This is a genomic window from Nocardia harenae NBRC 108248 (assembly GCF_001612885.1).
GTDB classification, from domain to species: Bacteria; Actinomycetota; Actinomycetes; order Mycobacteriales; family Mycobacteriaceae; genus Nocardia; species Nocardia harenae.
The window spans coordinates 139,369-165,519 of the sequence record NZ_BDBH01000004.1 but is presented as its reverse complement, the minus strand read 5'-3'; the positions used below and the strand labels follow the sequence as shown (position 1 = coordinate 165,519).

Here is a 26,151-nt window from a genome sequence, read left to right as displayed (position 1 = left end):
CGCCGTCGGTGTCGCACCCGTCCGAGGCGGGCAGCCGTCGGCATCGACACCGCCGGGGCGATCGGCCCGAGCGGGTCAGGGCGCGGCGGTGGTGGCGGCCGGGTCGAAGCCGCCGGGGATCTCGTAGATCGAGCCGGTGAAGGTGGCGGCGAAGAGGCGGCCCGCCGAGAAACCGGTCGCGCCGCGGCCGTAGGTGACGACGCTGGTGAACGGATTCCCGCTGCTCAGCACGCAGTACCGCTGGGGTGCGTCGATGCGGACGACCTGGCCCGCGCTGTTGAACGGGACCACGGGGCGCTCCGCGGAGTCGAGCGTGAGCCCGTCCGGTGCGGCGAGCGCGTCGGCGCCACCGAGATCGAGCAGCGACTGCGGGGTAGCCGGGTTCGCCAGCGGGATACGGCTCACCCCGGGGTTGCTGAAGGTGCGGCCGACGTAGAGGTACTGGCCGGCGCGGTCGAGGGCGGCGCCGTTGGCGCTGGGGAAGCGGGCCCAGTCGGGCTGCACGGCGCCGCCGGGGGCGACCCGGCCGACGAGGCTGCCGAAGTCGTTGGTGGCGTAGATGGTTCCGTCGGCGGCGACCGCGAGACCGTTGGCGGCGCTCAGCCCGCTGGCGACCGGGGTGGTGGCGCCGGTGTCGGGGTCCATGCGGACGATGCCCGCGGCGCGCAGCGCGTCGCCCGCCAGCACCCTGGCGTCGGCACCGTAGCCGACGAGCAGCCCGCCGTCCGGGGTCCAGGCCAGCGCGCCACCGCCGCCGCTCGGCACGGTGCCGACGGCGACCGGGGCGGCGCCGGGCGCGTCGATCCGGTAGACGCGGCCGGTGACGATATCGGTGGTGAAGGCGCGGCCACGGGGATCGACCGTCAGCCCCTCCAGCGCGCCCGCGACGGTGGCGGCGGGCAGCGTCGGCTGCCCCGCGCCCGCGCAGACCGGGGCGGCCGCGGCCGGCGGTGCGACCACCGCCGATACCGCCGCGAGGACACACGCACCGAGGAGGACCGCCGCTCTGCTCATGCCCCCATTGCACACCGTCGGCGCCGATGCCGCCCCGGAACGCGCGGGAATCGCCGGAACACCGCTAGGGTCGGGGGCGTCCGTGCCCACCTCGACCCGTCGGTGGTTGCCTGTGTCGCTCGTACTCGTCCTCGCGCTGATCGCCGCCGCGGAGGCGGCCGGGCTGATCGTGCTCGGCGTCCTGCTCGTCCGCACCCGGCGGGAGCTGGCGGCGGCGCGGCGGCGGATCGATGCCAGGCAGGCGTGGGTGAGCGGCTCGCGCGAGGCGGTGAAGACGGTCTGGGGTGCGGCGAGCCTGCTGCGGCGCAGGGGTTTCCGCGGCGCGCTGCTCAGCTCGATCGAGGACCTGGCCGGCTGGGCCCAGGTCGAGCGGCCGGATCTGGCCACGCTCGCCCCGGACGGCCACGTCGCGATCGCCTTCTCCGATATCGAGGGCTCGACCGCGCTCAACGAGCGGCTCGGCGACCGCGCCTGGGTGCGGTTGCTGGCCAGGCACGAGCGGCTGGTCGGCAAGCAGGTCGCCGCGCACGGCGGGCACGTGATCAAGAGCCAGGGCGACGGCTTCATGATCGCCTTCGCCGAGGCCGAGCAGGCGGTGCGCTGCGGCCTCGACATCCAGGCGGCCCTGGCCCGCGGCACCGAGCCGGAGGAGCGGATCCGGGTGCGGATCGGCATCCACATGGGGGTCTCGGTGCGCCGCGGCGACGACCTCTTCGGCCGCAATGTGGCCATGGCCGCGCGGGTCGCCGGGGCGGCGGGCGGGGCCGAGGTGCTGGTCAGCGCGGAGGTGCGGGACGCCGTCGCGGCGCTGCCCGGGATCGCGGTGACCGCGACGCGCGAGGTCAGGCTGAAGGGGTTCGACGGGGTGCACCTGCTGTCGACGGTGGAACGGGGCTGATCCGGGGCGGCGGCGCGGGCGCTGTCGGTGCGGATGGGCCCCGAGTTCGCGCGGATCGTGGCGGAGGCCGCGGGGGTGCGGACGGCGGTCGCGCCGCTCGCGCGAGCGCCGCCCGAGACAAGCCGCGCTGCTGGACCCGCCCCCGGGCGACGCACCACGTCCGGACGATCGTGGTATCGACGTTCTTCACCGCGGCCCGGGCGCGTTCGTGCAGTACCCCGAGATCGATTTCTCAACCGGTACGGCGCGGTTCCCTCACTCCGGACGCGGCGCGGGCGCGTGCGGGGCACCGATCCAGTGCAGCAACCGGTGGATGGTCTCGTCGGTGAGCCGGTACCGCATCACCCGCCCGGTCCGCGTCGCGGTGACCCACCCCTGGTGCCGCAGGATGCGCAGCGCGTGCGAGGCGGCGGTGGCGCTCATGCCGACGGCGGCGGCGAGCTCGGTGACGTTCTGGTCCGGGGTGTGGTGCAGGCACACCAGCAGCCGCAGCCGATTGGCGTCGGCGAGCAGTTCGAAGCGCTGCGCCCAGCCCGCGATCCCGGTGGTGTCCAGGCCGGGGACGGCGGGCTCGGAGCCGAGCGAGGTGGGGGCGGGCACGGCTCCACTCTGCCGGTCCGGGGACGGCGGGGCCAGCCCGCGCGCCGATATCGGTCTGCATGTTCAGATATTCCGAGTATTATCTCGGCGGGTGAACGTCAGCACCTTCGCCATGCACATGAGCGACGGCATCGTCGACGCCCCCACCTCCGCGATCTTCGCGGTGCTCGCCGCCGCCGGGCTCGCCGTCGCGGCCTGGCGGGCGCGGGCCGAGCTGGACGAGCGCGCCGCGCCGATGGCGGGGCTGGTGGCGGCCTTCATCTTCGCGGTGCAGATGGTGAACTTCCCGATCCTGCCCGGGGTGAGCGGGCACCTGCTCGGCGGCGCGCTCGCCGCCATCCTGGTCGGACCGTACGTGGGCGCGCTCTGCGTGGCGATCGTGCTGGTAGTGCAGGCGCTGCTCTTCGCCGACGGCGGGCTCAGCGCGCTGGGCACGAACATCACCAATATGGCGCTGATCGGCGTCGGGGCGGGGTACCTGGTCGCGCGCGGGCTGCTGCCGGTCTTCGCGCGGCGCGGCGGGATCGGGGTGGTCGCCTTCGCCGCCGCGCTGATCGGAACGCTCTGCGCGGCACTGGGGTTCGTACTGGAGTACGCGATCGGCGGAGCCGCCGGGTCCACGCTCGGCGCGGTGACCGGGTACATGCTGATCACGCATGCGCTGATCGGCGTCGGCGAGGGGCTGATCACCGCGCTCACCGTGGTCGCGGTGGCCGAGGCCAGGCCGGATCTGGTGTACCTGCTGCGCAGTTCCGGTGCGCCGCGGGTCTCGCTGAACGCCTTCCTGTTCGGCTTCGCCGCGGCGGCGGTGCTGGTGGCCGGGGCGCTGTCGTACCTGGCCAGTTCGCAGCCGGACGGGCTGGACGCCACCACCCAGCGCGGCTGCACGGTGGTCGCCGAGCAGCTGGAGGGCGAGTGCATCGCGCAGCGCGCGGAGGAGCACGGGCTGGCGGACTCCCCGCTGGCCGACTACACGATCGGCGGTGACGCCGCGCTCACCGGCATCGCCGGGATCCTCGGGGTCGCGGCTACCTTCGCCGTGCTGTTCGCCCTGGTGCGCGTGCTGAAGCCGAGCCGGAGCCGGGCGGGGTGAGAGCGGACCGGCTCTACCTGCCCGGCGGCTCCGCGCTGCACCGGGCGCCCGCCGAGGTGAAGATCGCCGGTGCGGTGCTGCTGGTGGTGGCCGTGGTGGCGACCCCGCGCGACACGGTGTGGCCGTACGCCGTCTTCGCGGCCGGGCTGCTCGCGCTCTGGGCGGCGGCGCGCATTCCGCCGCGGTGGATCGCGCCGCGGCTGCTCATCGAGGTGCCGTTCCTGGTGCTCGCGCTGCTGCTGCCCTTCGCCGCGGGCGAGCCGCGGACGGTGCTGCTCGGGCTCTCGCTCTCCACGGCCGGGCTCTGGGCGGCCTGGGGCATCGCGGTGAAGGGAACGCTCGGCCTCGGCATCTCGCTGACGCTGGCGGCCACGACCGCGGTGCGCGAGCTGCCCGGCGGGCTGACCAGGCTGCGGGTTCCCGGGCTGATCGTCACCATCGTGGTGCTCATGCTGCGCTATGTCGACGTCGTCGCCGACGAGGCCGCCCGCATGCGGCTGGCCCGGATCTCGCGCGGCGACGACCCGCGCTCGCTCGCCCAGATCGCCGCGACCGCGCGCGGGGCCGGGGCGCTGTTCCTGCGCTCCTACGAGCGCGGCGAGCGGGTGCACCTGGCCATGCTCTCGCGCGGCTTCACCGGCAGCGTCCCCGCGCCAGGCACCGGGCCCGCCGCACCCCGCCACTGGCTCACCGCGGCCGCCGCCGTGCTGGCCGCGGCCGCTGTCTGCGCCTGCGCCTGGCTCGCGCGATGAGCATCGCCCCCGCGGTGCGGCTCACCGACCTGACCTTCGCCTACCCGGACGGCACCCGCGCGCTGGACGGCCTCTCGCTCACCGTTCAGCCGGGCGAGCGGGTCGCCGTGCTCGGCCCGAACGGCGCCGGGAAGTCCACGCTCATGCTGCACCTCAACGGGGTGCTCAGGGCGAGCTCCGGCGAGGTGCTGATCGGCGGCACCCGGCTGGAGCGCGGGACCGTGCGGGAGATCCGCGGGCGGGTCGGGGTGGTGTTCCAGGACCCGGACGACCAGCTCTTCATGCCGACCGTGGCCCAGGACGTCGCCTTCGGACCGCACAATTTCGGCGTCCGCGGCGCCGAGCTCACCGCCGCCGTGGATTTCGCGCTCGATGCCGTCGCCATGGCGGGCCGCGCCGACCGCTCCCCCACCCGGCTCTCACTCGGCGAGCGCCGCCGCGCCGCGCTCGCCACCGTGCTCGCCTGCCGCCCCGAGGTGCTGGTCCTCGACGAGCCCGCCGCCAACCTCGATCCGGTCGCCCGCCGCGAGCTCGCCGAGATCCTGGCGACGCTGCCCGCCACGCTGCTGCTGGTGACCCACGACCTCCCGTACGCCGAGCGGCTGTGCTCGCGCGCGGTACTCCTCGACGGCGGGCGGATCGTCGCCGACGGGCCGATCGGCGACATCCTCGGCGACCACGACCTGCTCGCCCGGCACCGGCTGCGCTGACCGGGCCACCACCGGCCGCCGCGGGCGACGATCCGCGCCGGGATCCGCGGCCATTCGGCGTACGCGACCCCACGCTGCCCACCGCGGACGACATCGAACCTCGCGCCACGACCTGCCCGAGAGCGGGGTCACCGCTTACCGCACCGGCCCGCGGGGTACCCGATAACCACGAATGTGCGGGCGGGTTCTCCCGTCCCGGAAGGTGGTGGCGATGTCGTGGCGCGATGGGGTGGCTGCGTTGGTGTTCGGGGCCGCGGTCGGCGGCGGGCTGGTGGTGGCGCCCGCCGCCACCGCCGACCCGCTGACCCTGCCGACCTACAGCTGCCGGCTACTCGACCAGAACATCACCGGGGTCACCACCGGCCGGGAGAACTGCACCGCATCGGATGGCGCGCCCTCGGGTTCGGTGCGCCGGCCGCTCCGGCTCGAGTTCCCGGCCGCACGCACCGTTTTCACCTGCAAGGAGGGCGTGGTGCGGCTCCCCGACGACGTGCAGGGGCTGCGCTGCGTGCAGACCGAGGGGCCGTGGGGCCGCTGACCCGCAGCGCGAGCGATCGTCGCCAGGAGGTTGCCGGATTTCGGATGTAAGTACATTTGCACAGTTCGGACCGACCAGTCGGCGTCACCAGAGGATTTGCTGCGAAGCGCGTCCGAGACGGCGTGAAATATGTTGTGCTGAACGCAATGAGCACAGCACTGGAGATCCCGATGATTCTGGTGGGCCGGGTCGACCCCTGCGGCGACTACGCCACCGAACCCGCAGTCGCGCAACCGGATCCGGAGCCGGCGGCGAGCCACCGGCTGCGCTGGGCACGCGCCCGCGACACCCCCGAGCCGTAGTCACGCCGGGCGCGGCAGCCGCCGGCTGCCGGAGCGGCGCAGCCGCGGCTCCGCCGGGGCGGGCACCTCGGTCACCAACTGCCGGTCCGGCGCCTCGGCGTAGAGCGATTCCAGCAGCTCCGCGTAGCGGCGGGCGATCACCTCGCGGCGCACGGTGAGCTTCGGGGTGAGCTCGGGGCTCCCCGGCTCCCAGACGTGGTCGAGCAGCACGAAGCGCTTGATCTGCTCCGGCCGCGAGACCCTGGCATTGCCCTCGCGCACCGCCTCGGTGATGCGGTGCCCGATGGCCGGGCGCCCGGCGAGAACGGCGACGTCGGCGGCCACCACCCCGTTGCTCGCCGCGTCCGCGGCGATGGCGGTGGTGTCCAGGGTGATCAGCGCGGTCAGGAAGGGCTGCTGCTCGCCGAAGACCACCACATTCCCGACCAGGAACGAGGCCGCGCGCACCGCGTTCTCGATCCGGGCGGGCGCGATGTTCTTGCCGGAGTCGTTGATGATCATGTCGCTGCGGCGGCCGACGATGCGGTAGTTGCCCGCTTCGTCGCGCTCCCCGAGGTCGCCGGTGCGCAGCCAGTCGCCGCGGTAGAAGGCCCGGCGGGTGCGCTCCGGGTCGCGGTGGTAGCCGCGCATCACCATGGGGCCGCGCACCAGCAGCTCGCCGTCGGCGGCCAGCCGCACCTCGGCGCCGCGCAGCGGCTCGCCGACGGTGCCGAGCCCGGGGTTGCCCGCGGTGGTCGTGGTGGTGACCCCGGCCGCCTCCGAGAGCCCCCACACCTCGGTGAGCCCGACCCCGAGGCCGTGGAAGTACTCGAGCACCTCCGGCGGGATGGGCGCCGCGCCCGAGGCCGCGAAGCGGATGCGGTCGAGCCCGATCCCCGCGCGGATCTTCCGCAGCACCAGCCGGTCCGCGATCCGGTAGCGCAGCCGCAGCACCGGGCCGGGGCGCCCGCCGCCGAGCGTGGCCCGCGCGTGCGCGCTGCCGGTGCGCACCGCCCACCCGGCCACCGCGCGCTTGGCCCGGCGCGGCTCGGCCTCGATGGCGGCCTCGATCCCGGCCCGCGCCTTCTGCCACACCCGCGGCACGCCGAAGAGCACGGTGGGCCGCACCTCGGTGAGCACCTCGCCCATCCGGGCCGGGTCGGCCAGCGAGATCACCTGGATGCCGCGGGCCGTGGCGGCGTAGTGCGCGGTGATCCGGTCGGCGATGTGCGCGGCGGGCAGGTAGGAGACGATGCGGTCGTCGAAGTCGGCGGGCAGGTGCTCGCCGAGCGCCACCAGCTGGGCCAGGATATTGGAGTGTGTCAGCTCGACGCCCTTGGGTGAGCCGGTGGTGCCCGCGGTGTAGGTGAGGGTGGCGAGGTCGTCCGGGCGCACCTGCTGCCAGCACGCGTCGAAATCGAAGTCCGGGTCGGCGTTCTCGATGAGCCGCGCCAGCGAGATGGCGCCGGAGCCCGGCTCGTCGACGCAGACGACGGCGGCGAAGTGCAGGCCGGTCCGGGTCAGCCGGGGCAGCAGCGCGCGCTCGGTGATCACCACCCGGTTGCCGGCATTGCCGCAGACCTCGGCGATCTGCTCCGGCGCCGCGGTGTTGTAGAGCGAGAACGGCACCGCGCCCAGGTGCAGCGCGGCGGTGTCGACCAGGTGGAACTCGGGGCGATTCGCGAGCAGCAGCGCGATGGTCTCGCCCGGCCGCACCCGCAGCGCGGCCAGCCCGGCCGCGATGTCGCGCACCGCGTCGCGGTACTGCGCCCAGGTGTAGCTGCGCGCCGGGTCGAGTCCGCGTAGCGCCACCGCGTCCGGGCGCACGGTGACGGTGGCCTGGAAGGCCTGCGGCAGCGTCGACACGTGCCTGCCCGAGCAGTGCGGAAAGCTGACGAACGGGAAGCGGCTCGGGTACATCAATTCTCCACTCTCGACGTCGAGGCAGAATCAACGGTAACTTATGTGCCCGGGTTTCGACCTGTTCTTCGTGATCGGAGCAAGTTTCCATGTCTATCTCACCTGAATCCCCCAGCAACATCTCCGGGCCGATCCTCGACCGGATCGGCGGCTACGAGGCCCTGGAGGCGGTGGTCGCCGACTTCTGCACCCGGGTGCTCGCCGACGACCGGCTGGCCGGCTTCTTCACCGGGGTGAACCTGAACCGCCTGCGCGGCAGGCAGGTCGAGTTCTTCGCCGCCGCGCTCGGCGGCCCCGAGCCCTACACCGGCGCCCCGATGAAGCGGGTGCACCGGGGCCGCGGTATCACGCCGGAACACTTCGGGCTGGTGACGGGGTACCTCGCGGACGCGCTCACCGACGCCGGGGTGCCGCGCGAGCTGACCGGGGAGATCATCGCGGCGGTCGCGCCGCTCGCGGGCGACATCGCCTCGGGCTGAGCCCCGTCAGTCGTCGAACCCGAGCCCGGCAGGAAGCGGCTCGGCCGCCGGGTCGGAGCGCAGGTCGGCGCTGTTGGCGACCAGGGCGAGGCACAGGTACGACCCGGCCACGAAGAGCAGCTCCAGCAACTCGGGGGCGTCGTGGTGCGCGGCGAGCTCGCGCCAGGTGTCGTCGCCGACCCGGTGCCCGGCCAGCAGTTCGTCGGCGGCGCGCAGCAGCAGGCGCTCAGGGCGCGGCCAGATCGCGGCGTCCTGGCCGTGCTTCACCGCGGCGACCTCCTCCGGGGAGAAGCCGTGGCGCAGCGCGATTCGCGCGTGCTGCTCCCACTCGTAGCGGCAGCCGGTGCGCCAGGCCACGCGCAGGATCAGCAGCTCGCGGGAGCGGGGGGCGAGGGTGCCGCGCTCCAGCAGCAATCCGTTGTAGCCGAGCCAGGCGGCGCCGAGCTCGGGGTGGTGACCGAGCACGCCGAGGATATTCGGCAACGGCGGGGCATCCGGGGCGCCGGAGAGGTAGCGGTCGGCCATGCCGACCCGCCCGCGGAAGAGTTCGCGGGCGTCGTCGTCCCACTTCTCGATCGGCAGCGGGGGCAGCCGCGGCTCGCTGTGCACCCGCTCAGCGTAGCGGGGAATCCCGCTCCGCGGGAGGCCGCACCCGCTCCCCCTCGACCGTGCGCAGGAACTCCTCGATCACCGCCACCGTCTCGGCGTGCCCGGTGTCGATGTCGAAGAACTCCTCCATCCGCAGCAGCCGGGAGACGCTGGACATGAGCATGACCACCGTGGTCGCGGTCCACGGCGGCGGCACATCGCGGTACCCGGCCAGGATCCGCCCCACCTCCGCGAGCTGGAGCTCGCGGAAGCGCCGGGAGGACTCCGCGATCTCGGCGCGGATCGTCCTGCGGTGCACCGCCATCGAGATGAACTCCATGGTGAGCGCGGTCTGCGACTGCCCGTGCACGGCCTCCCACAGCCCCCACAGCGGCTGCGCGTCCTCGAACACCTCGCGCTGGTGCCGGTAGCTGCGCTCGGCGCCGCGCCGGAACAGCTCGACGAAGAGGTTGTCCATGGTGTCGTAGTAGTAGTACACCAGCCCCGGGTTCACCCCCGCCCGCGCGGCGAGGCGCCGCGAACTCACCGCCGCGTAGCCCTCGTCGAGCATGATCTGCTCGGCCGCGTCCAGCAGCGCGACCCGGGTGGCCGCACCATCGGCCCTGCTCGCCCGTTCGGTCTTCACCGCCACCTCCATCGGCCCTTGACATCGGGATCGAGCCCACCCTATAACTTTAACCACCCGATCAATTTAACCGAGTGATCAAACTACCCGAGGATCGGAGGACGCCATGGCACCCGACACCCCCGCCAGGGTCACGGTCCGCTGCGGCAACCGCACCGCCACCGGCGAGCACCGGGACGGCAACACGGTGCTGCAGATCGCCCGCATCCTCGGGCTGAATCCGCCCTCCTCCTGCGAGATGGGCAACTGCGCCACCTGCATCGCGCGGGTGACGGAGGGCAGCGCGGTCATGCGCGTCAACGACGCGCTGACCGCGGACGAGGTGGCCGAGGGCTGGGTGCTCACCTGCCAGGCCGTGCCTGCGACCCCGCTGCTGCGGGTCGATTACGACGACTAGGAGCCACCGATGCCCTCATCCCACACCGCCGTGGTCACCGGCGGCGCCTCCGGCATGGGGCTGGCCATCGCACAGCGCCTGGCCGGCCGCGGCGACCGGGTGGCGATCCTGGACCTGGACGGCGCGGGCGCCGAGCGCGCCGCCGCCGAGATCCGCGACAAGGGCGACACCGCAACGGGTTTCGCCGCCGACGTCACCGACCGCGCCGCCGTCGACGCCGCGCTGGCCGCGACCCGCGCGACCTACGGCCCGATCGACGTCCTGGTCACCAGCGCCGGGCTGGTCGCCTTCCAGCCGTTCACCGAGATCTCGCTCGAGTCCTGGAACCGGGTGCTCGCGGTGAACCTCACCGGGACATTCCACTGCGTGCAGGCGGTGCTGCCGGACATGCTGGCCGGCCGCTGGGGCCGGATCGTCACGATCTCCTCCTCCAGCGCGCAGCGCGGCTCGCCGGGCATGGTGCACTACACCGCCTCTAAGGGCGCGGTGATCGCCATGACCAAGGGGCTCGCCCGCGAGTACGCCGCGCGCGGCATCACGGTGAACACCATTCCGCCGTCCGGTATCGACACCCCGATGTCGCGCTCCTCGCAGGCCGCCGGGCAGCTGCCGGACAGCGCCACCATGGCGAGCGCGATCCCCGTCGGCTTCCTCGGCACCGGCGACGATATCGCCGCCGCCTGTGCGTTCCTCTGCTCCGACGACGCCCGCTACATCACCGGCCAAGTGGTCGGTGTCAACGGCGGCACCGTCATCTGACCCGACGAAGGAGTACCCGCGATGACCGATTGGCCCAAGCCCGCGGCGGGCAGCTGGACCGAGCACTACCCGGATCTGGGGACCGGGCCGATGTCCTTCGAGGACTCGGTCTCCCCGGAGTTCTACGAACTCGAGCGCACCGCGATCTTCGAACGCGCCTGGCTCACCATCGGCCGGGTGGAGCAGCTGCCGAAGGCAGGCAGCTACTTCACCAAGGAGATCGCCATCGCGCGCACCTCGATCCTGGTGGTGCGCGACCGTGAGCGGCAGATCCGCGCCTTCCACAATGTGTGCCGCCACCGCGGGAACAAGCTGGTGTGGAACGAGTTCCCGCGCGACGAGGTCACGGGCACCTGCCGCCAGTTCACCTGCAAGTACCACGGCTGGCGCTACGGCCTGGACGGCGGCTTGAACTTCGTGCAGCAGGAGGGGGAGTTCTTCGGGTTGGACAGGGGTGAGTTCGGGCTGGTCCCGGTGCACTGCGAGATCTGGGCGGGCTTCGTCTTCGTGAACCTGGCGCCGGAGCCGCCGCAGACGCTGACCGAGTTCCTCGGCCCCATGGTCGGCGCGCTGGCGGAGTACCCGTTCGAGCGGATGACCGAGCAGTACGAGTTCAAGGCGGAGAACGCGAGCAACTGGAAGCTCTTCGCCGACGCCTTCCAGGAGTACTACCACGTCCCCGGGCTGCACTCGCAGCAGGTGCCGGGCGCGGTGCGCCGGCCGGACACCGGATTCACCTGCGCGCATTACCAAGTGGACGGCCCGCACCGGATGGTGAGCACCGGTGGCGCCCGCCGCTGGACGCTGCCGCCGGAGTTCATGTACCCGATCGAGCGGGTCACCCGCAGCGGCCTGGTCGGGCCGTGGGAATCGCCGGACATCGGGGAGCTGCCGCCCGGCATCAACCCGGGCCGCATCGACCCGTGGGGCATCGACAACTTCCAGATCTTCCCGAACGTCGAGATCCTCTTCTACCGCGGCTGGTACCTGATCTACCGCTACTGGCCGACCTCGCACAACACGCACACCTTCGAGGGCACGCTCTGCTATCAGCCCGCCGACTCGGTGCGCAAGCGGATCGAGCACGAGGTCTCCTCGGTGGTGTTCAAGGAGTTCGCGCTGCAGGACGCCGGCATGCTCACCGGCACCCAGACCGCGCTGGAGCAGGCGTACCGCACCGCGGGGATCACCGACTACCCGGTGAACGACCAGGAGATCCTGGTGCGGCACTTCCACAAGACCGTCGCGGACTGGGTCGGCGCCTTCCACGGGGCAGGGGTGCGCTGACATGCCGATGCTGCCCGCCGCTTTCGCCGAGTGCGAGCGCTTCGCCGCGAGCTGGTGCCTGCCCACCGAATCGGAGCGCTGGAACAAGCGCCTGGCGAGTTCGATGGCCGAGCTCACCGACTTCTACGACGCCTTCTTCCCGCGGCTGGACGACGCCATCGTCTACTGCGACAAGTTCCCGCTCGACGACCTGCCCGACGACGCGCTGAACCTGCTGCACCTCGTGTACTCGCTGGTCCAGGCGGCGATGGCGGTGGAGATCTTCTCCCAGCCCGCCCCGGTGGACAGCGCCGACGCCTATCTCGACCGGGTCGGCGAGCCGACCCCCTGAACGGAGACCACCATGACGACACTCACCGTCGAGAAGCTGGGCCGCGAGGTCGGCGCCGAGATCATCGGGCTCACCCCGGAGCGACTGCTCGGCGATCCGGGCGTGCCCGCCGCGATCCGGCAGGCGCTGGAGGACAACGGGGTGCTGGTCTTCCGCGGCCTGCACCTGGACCCGGAGACCCAGGTCGAGTTCTGCCGCACGCTGGGCCCGATCGACACCTCCCCCGGCCACCACCCGGTCGAGGGGATCTACCGGGTCAGCCTGGACACCGCGAAGAACTCGTCGGCGAGCTACCTGCGGGCCACCTTCGACTGGCACATCGACGGCTGCACGCCGGAGGACGACGCCTACCCGCAGATGGCGACCATGCTCTCGGCCAAGGCGGTCGCGGAGTCCGGCGGGGAGACCGAATTCGCCAGCACCTACTCGGCCTACGACGATCTCGACCCCGCCGAGCAGCGGTACCTGGCCGGGCTGCGGGTGGTGCACTCGCTGGAGGCGTCGCAGCGCCGGCTCACCCCCGACCCGGCCCCGGAGCAGCTCGCGGCCTGGCGACGGCGGCCGGTGCGCGAGCACCCGATCATCTGGACGCACCGCTCCGGGCGGCGCTCGCTGGTGCTCGGCGCCTCGGCGGGCGAGGTGGTCGGGCTGGACGCCGAGCAGAGCCGGACCCTGCTGGACGGGCTGCTGGACCGCAGCACCGCGCCGGAGAAGGTGTACCGCCACGAGTGGACCGTCGGCGACACGGTGATCTGGGACAACCGCGGCGTCATCCACCGGGCCGCCCCCTACGACGCCGAATCGCCGCGCGAGATGCTGCGCACCACCGTGCTCGGCGACGAACCCATTCAGTGAGGAGTACGACCATGCCGCGTTGGCCCAAGCCCCCCGAGGGCAGCTGGACCGAGCACTACCCGGACCTCGGCACCGACCCCATGTCCTACGAGGACTCCATCTCCCCCGAGTTCTACGAGCTGGAGCGCAAGGCCATCTTCGAGCGGGCCTGGCTCAATGTCGGCCGGGTGGAACAGCTGCCGAAGGTGGGCAGCTACTACACCAGGGAGATCGCCGCCGCGCGCAGCTCGGTGATCATCGTGCGGGACCGGGAGAAGCAGGTCCGCGCCTTCCACAATGTCTGCCGTCACCGCGGCAACAAGCTGGTGTGGAACGAGTTCCCGCGCGAGGAGACCTCCGGCACCTGCAGGCAGTTCACCTGCAAGTACCACGGCTGGCGCTACGGCCTGGACGGCGGGCTGAACTTCGTCCAGCAGGAGGGTGAGTTCTTCGACCTGGACAAGGGCGCCTACGGGCTGGCGCCGGTGCGGTGCGAGGTCTGGTCCGGGTTCATCTTCGTCAATCTCGCCGCCGAACCGGCGCAGACCCTGCGCGAATTCCTCGGCCCGATGGTGACCGATCTGGAGGGCTACCCCTTCGACCGGATGACCGACCGCTTCACCTACCGCGCCGAGGTGGGCGCCAACTGGAAGCTCTACATGGACGCGTTCCAGGAGTTCTACCACGCGCCGGTACTGCACGCGAGCCAGTCGCCGGACAACTACGCCACCGCCGCCCAGACGGCCGGTTTCGAGGCGCCGCACTATCAGCTGGAGGGGCCGCACCGGCTGGTCAGCACCTCCGGTGTGGTGACGTGGGAGCTCGACCCGAGCATGCGCAAGCCGATGGAGGACATCACCCGCAGCGGGCTCTTCGGCCCGTGGCAGCAGCCGGAGCTCGGCGAGATGCCGAGCGGGCTGAACCCGGCCAAGTGCGACCCGTGGGGGCTGGACTCGTTCCAGCTCTTCCCGAACTTCACCATCCTGATCTGGTCGGCAGGCTGGTACCTGACCTACCACTACTGGCCGACCGCCTACAACCGGCACATCTTCGAGGGCAACCTGTACTTCGTCCCGGCGAAGACCCCGCGCGAGCGGTTGGCGCTGGAGATGGCGGCGGTGACCTTCAAGGAGTACGCGCTGCAGGACTCCAACACCCTGGAGGCCACCCAGATCTCCTTGGAATCCCGCGCGGTGCGGCGCTTCCCGCTGAACGACCAGGAGATCCTGCTGCGGCACCTGCACAAGGTCGCGGGCGAGTGGGTGGGCGCGTACCGGAGCGAGGCGGTCCGATGAGCGCGCTGCTGCCCGCCGAGTTCGCCGACCTGGAGCCGTGGGCCGAGACCTGGTCCCTGGCCACCGAACCCGAGCGCTACGACCGCCGGATGGCCGGCTCGATGCCCGAGATGCAGGCCTTCTACGACGCGATCACCCCGCGCGCCGAGGCCGCCCTGACCTACCTGGACCGATTCACCCTGGACGATCTGCCCGACGATGCCCGCAGGCTGTTGTGGCTGCTGCACTCGATGATCATGGTCTCCTTCCCGGTCGAGGTGTGGAGCCAGCCGAGGGTGCCGGATTCCGGTGCGGCCGCGCTGCACTGCGTGCTGGAGCCGCGCTCGTGACGGTGGTCCTGCGCGCCGCCAGGTGGCTGGACGTGGACACCGGGGAGCTGCACTCGCCCGCCGTGCTCGTGGTGCGGGGCGAGCACATCGCGGCGATCGACCCCGACGTCGTCCCGGACGGCGCGGTGCTGCACGACCTCGGCGACGTCACATTGCTGCCCGGGTTGATGGACATGGAGATCAACCTGCTCATCGGCGGCCCGGAGACCCCGACCGGGCTACCGCTGCCCATGCACGGGGTGCAGGACGACCCGGTCTACCGCACGCTGCGCGCCACCGTGAATGCCCGGATCACCCTGGAGGCCGGGTTCACCACGGTCCGCAACCTCGGGCTGATGGTGAAGACCGGCGGCTACCTGCTCGATGTCGACCTGCACCGCGCCATCGAGCAGGGCTGGTTCCCCGGCCCGCGCATCCACTCCGCGGGCCACGCCATCACCCCCACCGGCGGGCACCTCGACCCCACCATGTTCCAGCGCCTCGCCCCGCACATCATGCCGCTGGCGGTGGAGGAGGGGATCGCCAACGGCGTCGACCAGGTGCGGCACGCGGTGCGCTACCAGATCAAGTACGGCGCGCAGCTGATCAAGGTCTCCGCCTCGGGCGGGGTGATGTCGCACAGCACCGCGCCCGGCATCCAGCAGTACTCGGACGAGGAGCTGGCCGCCATCGTGGACGAGGCGCACCGGGCCGGGCTGCACGTGGCCGCGCACGCGCACGGCGACGCCGGGATCCGCGCCTGCATCCGCGCCGGGGTCGACTGCATCGAACACGGCTCACTGGCCGGCGACGACACCATCGCCATGATGGTCGAGCACGGCACCTACCTGGTGCCGACCAGCTACCTCTCGGAGGGGCTCGACGTCTCGAAAGCGCCGCCCGCACTGCAGGAGAAGGCAGCGGAGGTCTTCCCGCGGGCGCGCCGCATGCTGGGGAAGGCCATCGCGGCCGGGGTGAAGATCGCCTGCGGCACCGACGCGCCCGCCGTCCCGCACGGCGACAACGCCAAGGAGCTGTGGGCGCTGGTCGACCGCGGCATGACCCCGGCGCAGGCACTGCGCGCGGCCACCGTGGTGAGCGCCGAACTGCTCGGCGTCACCGACCGCGGCAGGCTCGAACCCGGGCTGCTCGCCGACATCATCGCCGTACCGGGCGATCCCACCATCGACATCACCCGCACCCAGCACGTCGCCTTCGTCATGAAGGGCGGCGTGGTGCACAAGAACACCACCGCCTGACAGGAGTCACCATGCCGACCGGAATCCTCTCCGTCGAATCGAGCCCCGAGTCCGCGGACGAGGCCGCCGCCTACCACGACCGGTCCGAGAACACGTCGCCGCCGGTGGGGCTGCGGACCGATCCGCCGCCGACCGTCCGGCTGCTCCGCGACATCGCCTGCTACCGGCCCTGAGATGGCCGTGCCACCACCGCAGCCCCACGATCGGCTGTACATCGGCGGGCGCTGGCAGCCGCCCACCGGCGACGGCGTCCTCGAGGTCGTCTCCCCCCACACCGAGGCGGTGATCGCCCGGCTCGCCGCGCCCGGCGTCGCCGATGTCGACGCCGCTGTGCTCGCCGCCCGCGAGTCCTTCGACCACGGCCCGTGGCGCCGTACCCCGGTCGCCGACCGGGTCGCGGCGATCCGCACCCTGGCCGATCGCTACGCCGCCCGCGAACCGGAGCTGGCCGGCCTGGTCACCGCCGAAATGGGCGCACCTGCCCGCTTCGCCCGCTCCGCGCACGCGAAACTGCCCGGCGTGCTGATGCGCGCGCTGGCCGACGTGGCGGCGACCTTCCCGTGGGAGCAGACCCGCCCCGGCTACCTCGGGGCCGACGTGCTGGTCACGCACGAGCCGGTCGGGGTGGTCGCCGCGATCGTCCCGTGGAACATGCCGGTCTTCCTCACCGTTGCCAAGCTGATCCCGGCGCTGCTCGCGGGGTGCAGCGTCGTCCTCAAGCCGTCACCGGAGACCCCGCTCGACGCCTACCTCATGGCGGAGCTGCTGTCGGACAGCCCGATTCCGCCCGGCGTCGTCTCCATCCTGCCCGGCGACGGCGAACTCGGCGCCCACCTGGTGGCACACCCCGGCGTGGACAAGGTGTCGTTCACCGGCTCCACCGCGGCGGGCAGAAGGGTGGCGGCGGCCTGCGCCCCCGCACTGCGCACGGTGAGCCTGGAGCTGGGCGGCAAATCGGCCGCGGTGGTGCTCGACGACGCCGATCCCGAGCAGGTCGCCACCGGCGCCCAGGTGGCCGCGCTGATGAACGGCGGCCAGGCCTGTGTCGCGCAGACCCGGATCCTGGTGCCGCGCCACCGCTACCGCGAGCACGTCGAGGCGCTGAGCGAGATGGTCTGGAAGCTGCGCGTCGGCGACCCGGCCGACGAGGCCACCGACATCGGCCCGCTGGTCTCGGCCGGGCAGCGCGACCGCGTGCACGGCTACCTCGAGGTCGGGCTCCGCGAGGGCGCGAAGGCGGTGGTCGGCGGGACGGGCGCGCCGCCCGGCTGCGAGCGCGGCTGGTACGTCCGGCCCACGCTGTTCACCGAGGTCGAGCCCGGAATGCGGATCGCGACCGAGGAGATCTTCGGCCCGGTGATCACCGTGCTCACGCACGACGGCGACGACGACGCCGTCGCGCTGGCCGACGCCACCGCGTACGGCCTCTCCGGCTCGGTCTGGTCGGCCGACCCGCAGCGGGCGCTGGCGGTGGCGCGCCGGATCCGCAGCGGCACCGTCGGGATCAATGCCGCTTACAGCATGGATCCGGTCGCCCCCTTCGGCGGGGTCAAGGCCAGCGGGATCGGCCGCGAGTTCGGCCGCGAGGGGCTGGCCGGCTACCTCACCACCAAATCCGTGTCCGGAATCTAGAGGAGACGCTGTGCGGTTGTCGTTCGACCCCGAGGAGCAGAAGCGCGAGTGGGCGGTGCCGATCCTGCGTGCGCAGATCACCGCGGCACTCGGTATGAGCGAGCCCGGCGCGGGCGGCACCTCGGAGATCCAGCGCACCATCATCGCCCAGCGGGTACTCGGGCTGCCCCGGAGCTGACGCTCAGGGCAGCTCGATCACCGACATGTACATCTCCAGGACGGGCCGATGAAGATCGATGTCGTCGAGCTTGGTGCCGAGCACCACCGCGTCGGTGGTGTGCACCAGGATCCGCGCGAAGGTCAGCGGCGGGATGGCCAGGGTCGCGCCGACCTGCGCCATCCCCTCGGTGATGAAGCGGGCCACCGCCTCGACCACCTGCTCCCGCCTGGCCGCCACCCGCTGCCTCGCCTCCGGATTCCGCAGCAGGTACAGCGTGAACTCCATGCCGAGCGCGGCGTGCTCGGCGCCGCGGTCGTCGCTGAGCCGCTGCCAGAGCTCCGCGATCCGGTCCAGCTCGTGCGCGCCGGCCTTGGCCGCCGACACCACCTCGGTGAAGGTGTCGAAGTAGCGCTGCCAGTACCAGTCGTTGACCGCGAGGAAGAGCTCCTCCTTGGTCGAGAAGTGCTTGTAGATGGCGCCTTTCGTGTATCCGGCGGCGTAGGCGATGTCGTCGAGGGTCGCGGCCGTGAAGCCCTTCTCGGCGAAGACCTCCTGCGCGGCCTCCAGCAGGAGCCCGCGCGTGTGCTCCAGCCGCCGCTCCCTGGTCCATCGTTCCGCCATGGCAGCGAGTATGCCACCGAATCTGAGAAACTCTTCCCCTCCTGAGATACTCATTGGTATCTTGAGAACTGCTGAGTCACCGAATTAGGGGTCTGCGATGAGCGCACCGGCAGAGAACAAGAAACCCTCCACTGTCACCGAATCAGTCGGCGCGACAGCGGATCTGGGATCGAAAACACCATCCGCCTCCAGACCGGTGGTGATCTGGGCGATCATCGGCGGGCTGATCCTCGCCTTCCAGATCTACATCTGGGCGAGCTGGGCGATCGGGCCGCACTTCGAGCGGGTACCGACCGGGCCGAGCGATCCGCCGACCTGGATGAAGATCATCCTCGGCACCTGGACCACCGTCATCCTGGCCGGCTGGCCGGTCGGCGTCTGGTGGTTCATCGTCCGCCCGTGGCGGCGCGAGCGCCGGATCACCCTGGACGGCATGCTGCTCGTGGCCTGCGGGCTGCTGTTCTTCCAGGACCCGCTGCTCAACTACTTCAACACCTGGAGCACCTACAACACCTGGATGTTCAACCGCGGCTCCTGGGTCGCGGAGATCCCGGGCTGGCGCTCCTACGCCGAGCCGGGCGCCATGATGGCCGAGCCGCTGCTGATGAACGCGGCGGGCTACTCCTACGGCGTGCTGCTCTGCACCATCCTCGGCTGCTTCGTGATGCGGCAGGCCAAGAAGAAGTGGCCGAACATCAACAACTACGGGCTGATCGGGATCCTGATCGTCTGGACGTTCTTCTTCGACCTGGTCATCGAGGGGCTGTTCCTGATGCCGATGGGGCTCTTCACCTACCCCGGCGCCATCCAGTCGCTCTCGATCAACGCGGGCACCTACTACCAGTGGCCCATCTACGAGGGGCTCATGTGGGGCGGGGTGCAGGCGGGGCTGTGCGCGCTGCGCTACTTCACCGACGACCGCGGCCGCACCTTCGTCGAGCGCGGGCTGGAGCGCACCGGCGGCGGCTTCGTCCGGCAGCAGGGCACCAGATTCCTCGCCATCTTCGCCGCGTGCAGCATCTTCTTCTTCGTCTGCTACAACCTGCCCGCGCAGTGGTTCGCGATGAACGCCGACCCGTGGCCGGAGGACATCCAGAAGCGCTCCTACTTCGACATGGGCGTCTGCGGCGACGGCACCGGCAGGCTCTGCCCCGACCCGGCGCTGCCCATCCCCGGCCGGGACACCGCCTACATCGACCCCGACGGCAAGCTCGTCCTCCCCGACGGCGTCGAGCTGCCGAAGATCGTCCCCCACGAGCGAGGTAACTGACATGACCCTGACCACCGAACCGCGGATCACCCGCGCCCCGTTCTACCGCTCGGTCGGCGACGAGACCGAGGTCTTCCGTGCCGCCGCGCGCCGCGGCTCCCCGGTCCTGCTCAAGGGCCCGACCGGCTGCGGCAAGACCCGCTTCGTCGAGGCCATGGCGCACGAGTTCGGCCGCGAGCTGATCACCGCCGCCGGGCACGAGGACATGACCGCGGCCGATCTGGTCGGCCGGTTCCTGCTGCAGGGCGGGGAGACGGTCTGGGTCGACGGCCCGCTGACCCGCGCGGTGCGCTCGGGCGCGATCTTCTACCTGGACGAGGTGGTGGAGGCCAGGCAGGACACCACCGTTGTCATCCACCCGCTCGCCGACCACCGGCGCGAACTCCCGATCGACCGCCTCGGCACCAGCGTCCCGGCCGCCCCCGGTTTCCAGCTGGTGATCTCCTACAACCCCGGCTACCAGAGCGTCCTGAAGAGCCTCAAGGAGTCGACCCGACAGCGCTTCGTCGCCATCGAGCTGGACTTCCCGCCCGCCGAGATCGAGACCGACGTGGTCGCCTACGAGGCGGGGATCGACGCGGAGACGGCGGCCACGCTGGTGCGGCTCGGCCAGGCCATCCGCCGCATCGACGGGTCGCCGCTGCGCGAGGCGGCCTCCACCCGGCTGCTGATCCTGGCCGGCGGGCTGGTCGCCGAGGGGCTGCCGCTGCGCGCCGCCGTGCAGTCGGCGGTGGTGCGGACGCTCTCCGACGACGCGGACGTGGTGCGGGCGCTCGGCGAGCTCGCCGACGCCGTGCTGCCCCGGTCATGACCGTCGTGCGGGCCGGCGATGTCGGCCACCTCCGGCTGCTGGCGAGCTACGTCGCCGGCCGGGCGGTCGATGTCGCGCGGGCGCCGGCGGGCGAGAGCGCCCACACCACCGGCAGTGCCGTCTACGTCTCGGCCGACGGCTCCGCCGCCGCGCAACGCCGGGAGATGCTGCTGCAGGCGGCTCTGCTCGGCGCGGGCAGCCTGGACAACCACCTGGTGCGCGCACTGCGGGCACGGCCCGCGGCGGCACGCCGCTACCTGGCGCTGGAGGGCAGCCGGGTGCTGGCCGGACTCGGCGCCGTCCTCTCCGAGGCGGCCGTGCCCGGCTCGTACGAGCCGCCGCGCACCGCGACGGCCGAGGAGTCGCTCGCGCTGGCGACCGGCCGAGCGCCGGTGCCCGACCCGCCCGCGTGGTTCGGAGTCATCAAACCCTCCCGGCTGCTGGCCCGGCAGCCGGGGGCGGGCGGGAAGGCCACCGCCAAGGAGCTGCGCCTCGAGTTCGACCCGATCGAGATGCCCGAGGGCGAGGAGGACGACGACGACGGCGGCGACCAGGTCGGCGGCAGCAAGATCCTGAAGCTGTTCGAGAACCCGCTCTTCAACTCCCGCGCCCTCTCCGACCAGCTGCGCAAGCTCTTCGGCAACTCCCGCTCGGCCGGCGACGGCCCCGCCGGGGCGGAGATGCAGGTCCGCGCGGTGCGCAAGGTGCAGCGGGTGGGCGCCAGCGCGCAGCCGCTGCCCACCAGGATCCAGTTCACCGAGGACGGGAAGCCGGGCGCGGCGCTCGGGATCGGGGGCGCGCTGCACCCGGAGTGGGACGTGCACGCCAGGCGCTACAAACCGGACTGGTGCCGGGTGCTCGACTTCCCGCTCACCGTCGCCGCCGATATCACCGACGCGGGCGTCGCCGACGACGACGTCCTGCGCCGCCGCCTCTCCCGGATCGGACTCGGCCCCACGGTGCTGCGCAGCCGTCCCGATGGCGACGAGCTCGACATCGAGGCGCTGATCGACCTCGTCGTCGACCTGCGCTCCGGCCACTCCCCCGCGGAGAACATCTACCTCGAACGCCGCAAACTGGAGCGCAACCTCGGGGTGCTGATCCTGCTCGACGCCTCCGGCTCGGCCACCGACACCGACACCGACGGCCTCGCGGTGCACGACCACCAGCGCCGCGCGGCCGCCACCATGGCGCACACGCTGGAGGAGCTCGGCGACCGGGTCGCCGTCTACGCCTTCCGCTCCCAGGGCCGCCACGCCGTGCACCTGCCCGCCATCAAGACCTTCGACCAGCGCTTCGGCGCGGCCGGGCGGGCCAGGCTGAACCAGCTCCGACCCGAAAGCTACACCCGCCTCGGTGCGGGCATCCGCGGGGCGGGCGACATCCTGAAGAACCGAGCCGGAACGCAGAACCGGCTGCTGGTGGTGCTCTCCGACGGCCACCCCTACGACGAGGGGTACGAGGGCCGCTACGCCGAAGCCGACGCGCACAGGGCGCTGGCGGAGCTGCGCGCCGACGGCGTCGCCTGCCTCTGCCTGACCATCGGCGCGACGACCACCGACGACGCCCTCGCGCGGGTATTCGGCTCGGCCGGGCACGCCAGTGCCACCACCCTGGGCGAGCTCAGCCCGCGCATGGACGAACTGTTCCTCACCGCGCTGCGCGAACTCGCCGTCTCCCGCTGACCGGCCAACGACAGGAGGCCCGGAATGACCACCGATCCGGTCCCGATTTCCCCGCCAGCCACCGAGATCACCGACTGGGCCCGCGGATATGCCCGCAGGCACCCCGGCGCCGCGCTGCGGACCGTCGGCAGGCAGGTCACGCTCGGGCAGCGGGCCGTGCGGCACCTCGTCACCGACATCGCCACCCGGCGCTTCCCGTTCGGCGAGTTCATCGCCCAGGCGGCCTTCATGGTCAAGACCTCGCTGCTGCCGACGGTGGCCGTCGCGCTGCCGATCAGCGCGACGCTGTCGATCCAGTTCGGGTTGCTCGCCGGCCAGGTCGGCGCGACCGCGCTGGCCGGGGCGGCGAGCGGGCTCGCCGTGATCCGGCAGTCCGCGCCGCTGGTCACCGCGATCCTGCTCGCGGCGGCGGTGGGCTCCGCGCTCTGCGCCGACCTCGGCTCGCGCACGATCCGGGACGAGATCGACGCGCTGGAGGTCATGGGCATCTCGGTGCTGCGCAGGCTCGTGGTGCCGCGGCTGGCGGCCGGCGTCATCGTCGCGATGGCGCTGACCGGGGTGAGCTGCTTCGTCGGGTTCCTGGCCGGCTACCTGTTCAACGTCTACGTCCAGGACGGGACGCCGGGCAGCTACCTGGCCACCTTCTCCTCCTTCGCGACCTCGGGCGACCTGTACCTGGCGATGGTGAAGGGCGCCGTGTTCGGGGTGATCGTGGTGGTGGTCGCCTGCGAGAAGGGGCTGAACACGAAGGGCGGGCCGGGCGGGGTGGCGAACTCGGTGAACGCGGCCGTCGTCGCCTCGATCGTCGTGCTCATGGTGGTGAACCTGGGCTTCACCCAGCTCTACACCATGCTCTTCCCGAGGACGACGCTGTAATGGCCAGCGTCTACCACCCGCCCGGCGTGCGCACGGTGGCCGCGGTGGCCGGGCCGCCCGCGCGGGGGATCATCGGGCTCGGGCACATGGTCACCTTCTTCACCCGCGCGGTGCTGGCGATCCCGCTGACGCTGCGGCAGTACCGGCGCGAGACGCTGCGCATCATCTCCGACGTCACCTGGGGCAACGGCTCGCTCATCGTCGGCGGCGGCACCGCGGGGATCATGATCATCCTGGGCGCGGCGGCCGGCGGCATCGTCGGCATCGAGGGGTTCAACGCGCTGAAACTGCTCGGCATGCAGCCCGCCACCGGCATGATCGCGGCCACGGCCGCCACCCGCGAGCTGGCCCCCATCATGGCCTCGATCGCCTTCGCCGCGCAGGCGGGCTGCCGGTTCACCGCGCAGCTCGGCGCCATGCGGATCGCCGAGGAGATCGACGCGCTGGACTCGATCGCGATCCGCCCGGTCCCCTTCCTCGTCACCACCAGGCTGGTCGCCGCCGTGGTGGCGATGGTCCCGCTCTTCCTGGCCGCGCTGGCCGCCGACTACCTGGCGGTGAAGCTCTTCGTCGGGATCGCCGGCGGCCAGTCCTTCGGCACCTACGACCACTACTTCGACCTGGTGCTGAGCGGAACCGACATCGTCTACTCGCTGCTCAAGGCCATCGTCTTCGTCATCGTGACCACCACCATCCAGTGCTACTACGGCTACTACGCGCGCGGCGGGCCGCAGGGCGTCGGCATCGCGGCCGGGCGCGCGATGCGCGCGAGCATCACCGTGATGATCACGGTGAACCTGCTCATGACGCTGGCGCTGTGGGGTTTCGACGCCGGCTCCAGGATCAGTGGGTAGCGCCGTGGCGATCGTTTTCGAATCCGACGACCGGAATCTCTCCAATGCCGGGCTCTTCGTGCGCGGCCTGGCCGTGCTCGCCGTCATCGCCGCCACGGCCACCGCCATGATCGCCCGCTCCGAGGGGGCCTTCGCGCGCACCGTCGAGGTCACCGCGGTGCTGAGCGATGTCGGCGACGGGCTGCCCGCCCGCTCCGACGTCAAGTACCGCGGCGTGCTGGTCGGCAGCGTGCGGGAGGTGGTGCGGGCGGAGGCGGGCAACGCGGTGCGCATCGACCTGCTCCCCGCGCACGCGGGCGGGATCCCGGCGACGGTGACCGCCCGCGTCGTCCCGAGCAATGTGTTCGCCGTCCCGTCGGTGCAGCTCATCGACAACGGGCCCGGCCCCGCGCTGAGCGAGGGCGCGCGCATCCCGGAGGACCGCAGCAGGGCGGGCGTGCAGCTGCAGACCTCGCTGACCGCGCTCAGCGAGCTCGCCGCCGCCGTCGGGCGTCCGGGCAACGACCCCACCGTCGGCATCCTGGAGACGCTGGAGCGCGCCACCCGCGGCCGCGGCGAGGAGGCGCTCGCCGCCGCGGGCCAGTTGGAGCGGATCGTGCGTACCTATCGGGCCGAGGCGACCGCACCCGGCCGGCCTTCCTACCTGGTGGCGCTGCTGGAGGGGGTGACCGGGCTGCAGCAGTCGTCCCCCGACCTGCTCACCGCCCTGCACGAGGCGGTCGTCCCGCTGCAGACCGTCGCGGCGAAGCGCGCCGACCTGACCGCCCTGCTGACCGGTGCGGGCACCACCACCTCCACCCTCGGCACCGCGTTGACCAGGCACGGCGACACCCTCATCGGCGTGAACAGCCGGATGGGCCCGGTGCTGCAGCTCCTGGCCGCGGGCAGCGGCAACTTCGTGCAGATGACCACCTCGCAGACCCGGGTCGCGCGGGTCTTCACGAACGAGTTCTGGAACGCCGAGGACCAGAGCGGCACCGCCAAGGTGATCGTCGAGCTCACCCCGCACCGGGAGTACACCCGCACCGACTGTCCCCGCTACGGCGAGCTGACCGCCCCGAGCTGCACCGCGGGCCCCGCCGCGGGCCCCTCGGTGATCGACTCCCTCGACAGCCCCGAGCAGCGGCGCGAACTCACCGAGCTGCTCGGCCTCCCACCCGAATCCGGCGCGCTCGCCGAACTGTTCGGTGTCGCGCCATCCCCGGAGGAGCCACGATGACCCACCGCCGCGACCTGATCGGGCTGACCGCGTTCCTGCTCGTCGCCGCCGTGCTGACCTGGATGGTGCAGGTCACCCTGCAGCGCGACGTCACCGGCGAGACCGACACCTACTCGGCGCTCTTCAGCGACGTCTCCGGGCTGCGCGTCGGCGACGACGTCCGGGTGGCCGGGGTGCGGGTGGGCCGGGTGGACGCCATCGCCGTGCACGGGCAGCAGGCCGAGGTCACCTTCCGGGTACACCGCGACCAGCCCCTGCACGGCGACACCCTCGCCTCCGTCACCTACCAGAACCTGATCGGCCAGCGCTATCTCGGGCTGAGCCGCGCCGACTTCGGCGACCCCGCACCGCTCGCCCCCGGCGCTCGCATCCCGCTCGAGCACACCCAGCCCTCCTTCGACATCTCCGGGCTGCTGAACGGCTTCCAGCCGCTGTTCAGCACGCTCGACCCCGCCGACGTCGACAACCTGACCTCCGCGCTGATCCGCGCGCTGCAGGGCGACGACGGCGCCGTCACCGCCCTGATCGCCCGGACCGCCGCGCTCGCCCGGACCTTCGCGGGCCCGGACCAGATCCTCGGCACCCTGATCGACAACCTCGCGTCGGTGATGACCACCCTGGCCGCCCAGAGCACCGGCCTGCGGGACACCCTCGCCCAGACCCGCGCCCTGCTCGACGGCCTCGCCGCCCACCGCGACGCCCTGCTCGACCAGACCGACCGCATCGCCACCGTGGTCGCCGACGCCGCCACCGTCGTCGAGGGCGCCGCCCCCGCGCTGACCGAATTCATCGGCCGCGAGCCGGGATTCGCGCACCACTTCGTCGAGGGCAGCGACCGCTTCGCCTACCTCGGCTTCAACCTGCCGCCGCTGCTGCAGGCCATGGTGCGCGCCGTCGACAGCGGCGCCTTCGTCAACGCCTACGTCTGCGACATCGGCCTTAGCCTGATCCCCGGCATCGACCCGGTGATCGACCGGGTCCTGGCCGGCTCCTCACCCACCGGCCGCCCCCAGCACTCCCCGATCTGCAGGTGA

General features: G+C 72.2%; 31 protein-coding genes and 1 pseudogene. 26 read left to right on the top strand and 6 right to left on the bottom strand.

Annotated features, from left to right (window positions below; all coding sequences use genetic code 11):
* Window positions 1–75: 75 nt before the first annotated feature.
* The gene (locus tag NH2_RS06870) at window positions 76–1,014 is read right to left on the bottom strand and encodes an SMP-30/gluconolactonase/LRE family protein (protein ID WP_067650010.1); all 939 of its coding nucleotides are present in this window, start codon (window positions 1,012–1,014) and stop codon (window positions 76–78) included.
* A 112-nt stretch (window positions 1,015–1,126) separates the two neighbouring features.
* Between NH2_RS06870 and NH2_RS06865 the strand changes: the two genes are divergently transcribed.
* Window positions 1,127–1,912, top strand: coding sequence for an adenylate/guanylate cyclase domain-containing protein (locus NH2_RS06865; protein WP_439951738.1), 786 nt, complete (start codon window positions 1,127–1,129; stop codon window positions 1,910–1,912).
* A gap of 255 nt (window positions 1,913–2,167) precedes the next feature.
* Here the strand turns inward: NH2_RS06865 and NH2_RS06860 are convergent, their stop codons facing one another.
* Window positions 2,168–2,512, bottom strand: a complete 345-nt coding sequence (locus tag NH2_RS06860; protein ID WP_084505285.1) for an ArsR/SmtB family transcription factor — start codon at window positions 2,510–2,512, stop codon at window positions 2,168–2,170.
* Window positions 2,513–2,624: 112 nt separating this feature from the next.
* On the opposite strand from NH2_RS06860, the pseudogene NH2_RS06855 reads away from it, so the two are divergent.
* The 6 genes and pseudogenes from NH2_RS06855 to NH2_RS28605 all read left to right on the top strand — a co-directional run.
* Window positions 2,625–3,293, top strand: a pseudogene (locus NH2_RS06855) (energy-coupling factor ABC transporter permease); the annotation flags it as partial.
* Window positions 3,285–3,605, top strand: a complete 321-nt coding sequence (locus NH2_RS29645; protein ID WP_439951743.1) for a PDGLE domain-containing protein — start codon at window positions 3,285–3,287, stop codon at window positions 3,603–3,605. The pseudogene NH2_RS06855 and the gene NH2_RS29645, both read left to right, overlap by 9 nt.
* A complete protein-coding gene (cbiQ, locus tag NH2_RS06850; RefSeq protein ID WP_067650004.1) occupies window positions 3,602–4,357 on the top strand; it encodes a cobalt ECF transporter T component CbiQ in 756 nt (251 codons plus the stop codon). Before NH2_RS29645 ends, cbiQ begins: the two co-directional genes overlap by 4 nt.
* Complete coding sequence (locus NH2_RS06845) at window positions 4,354–5,067, top strand: energy-coupling factor ABC transporter ATP-binding protein (protein WP_067650001.1); 714 nt, start codon at window positions 4,354–4,356, stop codon at window positions 5,065–5,067. The genes cbiQ and NH2_RS06845 overlap by 4 nt, the downstream gene beginning before the upstream one ends.
* 211 nt (window positions 5,068–5,278) lie before the next feature.
* Complete coding sequence (locus NH2_RS06840) at window positions 5,279–5,605, top strand: hypothetical protein (RefSeq protein ID WP_157103639.1); 327 nt, start codon at window positions 5,279–5,281, stop codon at window positions 5,603–5,605.
* A 146-nt stretch (window positions 5,606–5,751) separates the two neighbouring features.
* On the top strand, window positions 5,752–5,907 hold the full coding sequence (locus NH2_RS28605; RefSeq protein ID WP_157103638.1) for a hypothetical protein: 156 nt from the start codon (window positions 5,752–5,754) through the stop codon (window positions 5,905–5,907).
* Here NH2_RS28605 and NH2_RS06835 read toward each other — a convergent pair whose 3' ends face one another.
* Window positions 5,908–7,806, bottom strand: a complete 1,899-nt coding sequence (locus NH2_RS06835; protein ID WP_067649995.1) for an AMP-dependent synthetase/ligase — start codon at window positions 7,804–7,806, stop codon at window positions 5,908–5,910. It lies immediately after the preceding gene.
* Between the two features lie 89 nt (window positions 7,807–7,895).
* Here NH2_RS06835 and NH2_RS06830 point away from each other — a divergent pair, with 89 nt between their 5' ends.
* On the top strand, window positions 7,896–8,285 hold the full coding sequence (locus NH2_RS06830; RefSeq protein WP_067649992.1) for a group I truncated hemoglobin: 390 nt from the start codon (window positions 7,896–7,898) through the stop codon (window positions 8,283–8,285).
* Window positions 8,286–8,291: 6 nt separating this feature from the next.
* Here the strand turns inward: NH2_RS06830 and NH2_RS06825 are convergent, their stop codons facing one another.
* Both NH2_RS06825 and NH2_RS06820 read right to left on the bottom strand, forming a co-directional pair.
* A complete protein-coding gene (locus NH2_RS06825) occupies window positions 8,292–8,894 on the bottom strand; it encodes a carboxymuconolactone decarboxylase family protein (protein ID WP_218021668.1) in 603 nt (200 codons plus the stop codon).
* Window positions 8,895–8,898: 4 nt separating this feature from the next.
* Window positions 8,899–9,519 (bottom strand): TetR/AcrR family transcriptional regulator, encoded by a 621-nt coding sequence (locus tag NH2_RS06820; protein WP_245650458.1) that lies wholly within the window; start codon window positions 9,517–9,519, stop codon window positions 8,899–8,901.
* A gap of 106 nt (window positions 9,520–9,625) precedes the next feature.
* Between NH2_RS06820 and NH2_RS06815 the strand changes: the two genes are divergently transcribed.
* The 11 genes from NH2_RS06815 to NH2_RS28595 are packed head-to-tail and all read left to right on the top strand — an operon-like array spanning window position 9,626 to window position 17,799.
* On the top strand, window positions 9,626–9,916 hold the full coding sequence (locus tag NH2_RS06815; RefSeq protein WP_067649983.1) for a 2Fe-2S iron-sulfur cluster-binding protein: 291 nt from the start codon (window positions 9,626–9,628) through the stop codon (window positions 9,914–9,916).
* 9 nt (window positions 9,917–9,925) lie between these two features.
* Entirely contained in the window at window positions 9,926–10,675 is a 750-nt protein-coding gene (locus NH2_RS06810) for an SDR family NAD(P)-dependent oxidoreductase (RefSeq protein ID WP_067649980.1), read from the top strand.
* Window positions 10,676–10,696: 21 nt separating this feature from the next.
* The gene (locus NH2_RS06805) at window positions 10,697–11,962 is read left to right on the top strand and encodes an aromatic ring-hydroxylating oxygenase subunit alpha (protein ID WP_067649977.1); all 1,266 of its coding nucleotides are present in this window, start codon (window positions 10,697–10,699) and stop codon (window positions 11,960–11,962) included.
* 1 nt (window position 11,963) lies between these two features.
* Complete coding sequence (locus tag NH2_RS06800; protein ID WP_067649974.1) at window positions 11,964–12,293, top strand: hypothetical protein; 330 nt, start codon at window positions 11,964–11,966, stop codon at window positions 12,291–12,293.
* Window positions 12,294–12,305: 12 nt separating this feature from the next.
* On the top strand, window positions 12,306–13,148 hold the full coding sequence (locus NH2_RS06795; protein ID WP_067649971.1) for a TauD/TfdA dioxygenase family protein: 843 nt from the start codon (window positions 12,306–12,308) through the stop codon (window positions 13,146–13,148).
* A gap of 11 nt (window positions 13,149–13,159) precedes the next feature.
* On the top strand, window positions 13,160–14,422 hold the full coding sequence (locus NH2_RS06790) for an aromatic ring-hydroxylating oxygenase subunit alpha (protein ID WP_067649968.1): 1,263 nt from the start codon (window positions 13,160–13,162) through the stop codon (window positions 14,420–14,422).
* Window positions 14,419–14,751, top strand: a complete 333-nt coding sequence (locus NH2_RS06785) for a hypothetical protein (RefSeq protein ID WP_067649964.1) — start codon at window positions 14,419–14,421, stop codon at window positions 14,749–14,751. Before NH2_RS06790 ends, NH2_RS06785 begins: the two co-directional genes overlap by 4 nt.
* The gene (locus NH2_RS06780) at window positions 14,748–15,989 is read left to right on the top strand and encodes a metal-dependent hydrolase family protein (protein WP_067649961.1); all 1,242 of its coding nucleotides are present in this window, start codon (window positions 14,748–14,750) and stop codon (window positions 15,987–15,989) included. Before NH2_RS06785 ends, NH2_RS06780 begins: the two co-directional genes overlap by 4 nt.
* A gap of 11 nt (window positions 15,990–16,000) precedes the next feature.
* Window positions 16,001–16,162, top strand: a complete 162-nt coding sequence (locus NH2_RS28600) for a hypothetical protein (RefSeq protein WP_157103637.1) — start codon at window positions 16,001–16,003, stop codon at window positions 16,160–16,162.
* 1 nt (window position 16,163) lies between these two features.
* The gene (locus NH2_RS06775) at window positions 16,164–17,621 is read left to right on the top strand and encodes an aldehyde dehydrogenase (RefSeq protein ID WP_084505284.1); all 1,458 of its coding nucleotides are present in this window, start codon (window positions 16,164–16,166) and stop codon (window positions 17,619–17,621) included.
* Window positions 17,622–17,631: 10 nt separating this feature from the next.
* Window positions 17,632–17,799 (top strand): hypothetical protein, encoded by a 168-nt coding sequence (locus NH2_RS28595; protein WP_157103636.1) that lies wholly within the window; start codon window positions 17,632–17,634, stop codon window positions 17,797–17,799.
* A 3-nt stretch (window positions 17,800–17,802) separates the two neighbouring features.
* Here NH2_RS28595 and NH2_RS06770 read toward each other — a convergent pair whose 3' ends face one another.
* Window positions 17,803–18,402 (bottom strand): TetR/AcrR family transcriptional regulator, encoded by a 600-nt coding sequence (locus NH2_RS06770; RefSeq protein ID WP_067649958.1) that lies wholly within the window; start codon window positions 18,400–18,402, stop codon window positions 17,803–17,805.
* Between the two features lie 97 nt (window positions 18,403–18,499).
* Here NH2_RS06770 and NH2_RS06765 point away from each other — a divergent pair, with 97 nt between their 5' ends.
* The 7 genes from NH2_RS06765 to NH2_RS06735 are packed head-to-tail and all read left to right on the top strand — an operon-like array spanning window position 18,500 to window position 26,151.
* Window positions 18,500–19,672, top strand: a complete 1,173-nt coding sequence (locus NH2_RS06765) for a spirocyclase AveC family protein (RefSeq protein ID WP_067649955.1) — start codon at window positions 18,500–18,502, stop codon at window positions 19,670–19,672.
* 1 nt (window position 19,673) lies between these two features.
* Window positions 19,674–20,483 carry a CbbQ/NirQ/NorQ/GpvN family protein gene (locus NH2_RS06760; protein ID WP_067649952.1) on the top strand — a complete coding sequence of 270 codons (810 nt, stop codon included), beginning with the start codon at window positions 19,674–19,676 and terminating at the stop codon, window positions 20,481–20,483.
* A complete protein-coding gene (locus NH2_RS06755; RefSeq protein WP_067649949.1) occupies window positions 20,480–22,168 on the top strand; it encodes a nitric oxide reductase activation protein NorD in 1,689 nt (562 codons plus the stop codon). The genes NH2_RS06760 and NH2_RS06755 overlap by 4 nt, the downstream gene beginning before the upstream one ends.
* 24 nt (window positions 22,169–22,192) lie before the next feature.
* On the top strand, window positions 22,193–23,044 hold the full coding sequence (locus tag NH2_RS06750; RefSeq protein WP_067649946.1) for an MlaE family ABC transporter permease: 852 nt from the start codon (window positions 22,193–22,195) through the stop codon (window positions 23,042–23,044).
* Complete coding sequence (locus NH2_RS06745) at window positions 23,044–23,898, top strand: ABC transporter permease (RefSeq protein WP_067649943.1); 855 nt, start codon at window positions 23,044–23,046, stop codon at window positions 23,896–23,898. The genes NH2_RS06750 and NH2_RS06745 overlap by 1 nt, the downstream gene beginning before the upstream one ends.
* Before the next feature lie 4 nt (window positions 23,899–23,902).
* A complete protein-coding gene (locus NH2_RS06740; RefSeq protein ID WP_067649940.1) occupies window positions 23,903–25,117 on the top strand; it encodes an MlaD family protein in 1,215 nt (404 codons plus the stop codon).
* Window positions 25,114–26,151 (top strand): MlaD family protein, encoded by a 1,038-nt coding sequence (locus NH2_RS06735; RefSeq protein WP_067649937.1) that lies wholly within the window; start codon window positions 25,114–25,116, stop codon window positions 26,149–26,151. Before NH2_RS06740 ends, NH2_RS06735 begins: the two co-directional genes overlap by 4 nt.

Coding starts and splice junctions, on each gene's coding strand:
- NH2_RS06870 (WP_067650010.1), bottom strand. CDS start 1,014: ATGAGCAGAGCGGCGGTCCTCCTCGGTGCGTGTGTCCTCGCGGCGGTA.
- NH2_RS06845 (WP_067650001.1), top strand. CDS start 4,354: ATGAGCATCGCCCCCGCGGTGCGGCTCACCGACCTGACCTTCGCCTAC.
- NH2_RS06840 (WP_157103639.1), top strand. CDS start 5,279: ATGTCGTGGCGCGATGGGGTGGCTGCGTTGGTGTTCGGGGCCGCGGTC.
- NH2_RS28605 (WP_157103638.1), top strand. CDS start 5,752: ATGAGCACAGCACTGGAGATCCCGATGATTCTGGTGGGCCGGGTCGAC.
- NH2_RS06835 (WP_067649995.1), bottom strand. CDS start 7,806: ATGTACCCGAGCCGCTTCCCGTTCGTCAGCTTTCCGCACTGCTCGGGC.
- NH2_RS06830 (WP_067649992.1), top strand. CDS start 7,896: ATGTCTATCTCACCTGAATCCCCCAGCAACATCTCCGGGCCGATCCTC.
- NH2_RS06815 (WP_067649983.1), top strand. CDS start 9,626: ATGGCACCCGACACCCCCGCCAGGGTCACGGTCCGCTGCGGCAACCGC.
- NH2_RS06810 (WP_067649980.1), top strand. CDS start 9,926: ATGCCCTCATCCCACACCGCCGTGGTCACCGGCGGCGCCTCCGGCATG.
- NH2_RS06805 (WP_067649977.1), top strand. CDS start 10,697: ATGACCGATTGGCCCAAGCCCGCGGCGGGCAGCTGGACCGAGCACTAC.
- NH2_RS06800 (WP_067649974.1), top strand. CDS start 11,964: ATGCCGATGCTGCCCGCCGCTTTCGCCGAGTGCGAGCGCTTCGCCGCG.
- NH2_RS06795 (WP_067649971.1), top strand. CDS start 12,306: ATGACGACACTCACCGTCGAGAAGCTGGGCCGCGAGGTCGGCGCCGAG.
- NH2_RS06790 (WP_067649968.1), top strand. CDS start 13,160: ATGCCGCGTTGGCCCAAGCCCCCCGAGGGCAGCTGGACCGAGCACTAC.
- NH2_RS06785 (WP_067649964.1), top strand. CDS start 14,419: ATGAGCGCGCTGCTGCCCGCCGAGTTCGCCGACCTGGAGCCGTGGGCC.
- NH2_RS28600 (WP_157103637.1), top strand. CDS start 16,001: ATGCCGACCGGAATCCTCTCCGTCGAATCGAGCCCCGAGTCCGCGGAC.
- NH2_RS06775 (WP_084505284.1), top strand. CDS start 16,164: ATGGCCGTGCCACCACCGCAGCCCCACGATCGGCTGTACATCGGCGGG.
- NH2_RS06770 (WP_067649958.1), bottom strand. CDS start 18,402: ATGGCGGAACGATGGACCAGGGAGCGGCGGCTGGAGCACACGCGCGGG.
- NH2_RS06765 (WP_067649955.1), top strand. CDS start 18,500: ATGAGCGCACCGGCAGAGAACAAGAAACCCTCCACTGTCACCGAATCA.
- NH2_RS06760 (WP_067649952.1), top strand. CDS start 19,674: ATGACCCTGACCACCGAACCGCGGATCACCCGCGCCCCGTTCTACCGC.
- NH2_RS06755 (WP_067649949.1), top strand. CDS start 20,480: ATGACCGTCGTGCGGGCCGGCGATGTCGGCCACCTCCGGCTGCTGGCG.
- NH2_RS06750 (WP_067649946.1), top strand. CDS start 22,193: ATGACCACCGATCCGGTCCCGATTTCCCCGCCAGCCACCGAGATCACC.
- NH2_RS06745 (WP_067649943.1), top strand. CDS start 23,044: ATGGCCAGCGTCTACCACCCGCCCGGCGTGCGCACGGTGGCCGCGGTG.
- NH2_RS06735 (WP_067649937.1), top strand. CDS start 25,114: ATGACCCACCGCCGCGACCTGATCGGGCTGACCGCGTTCCTGCTCGTC.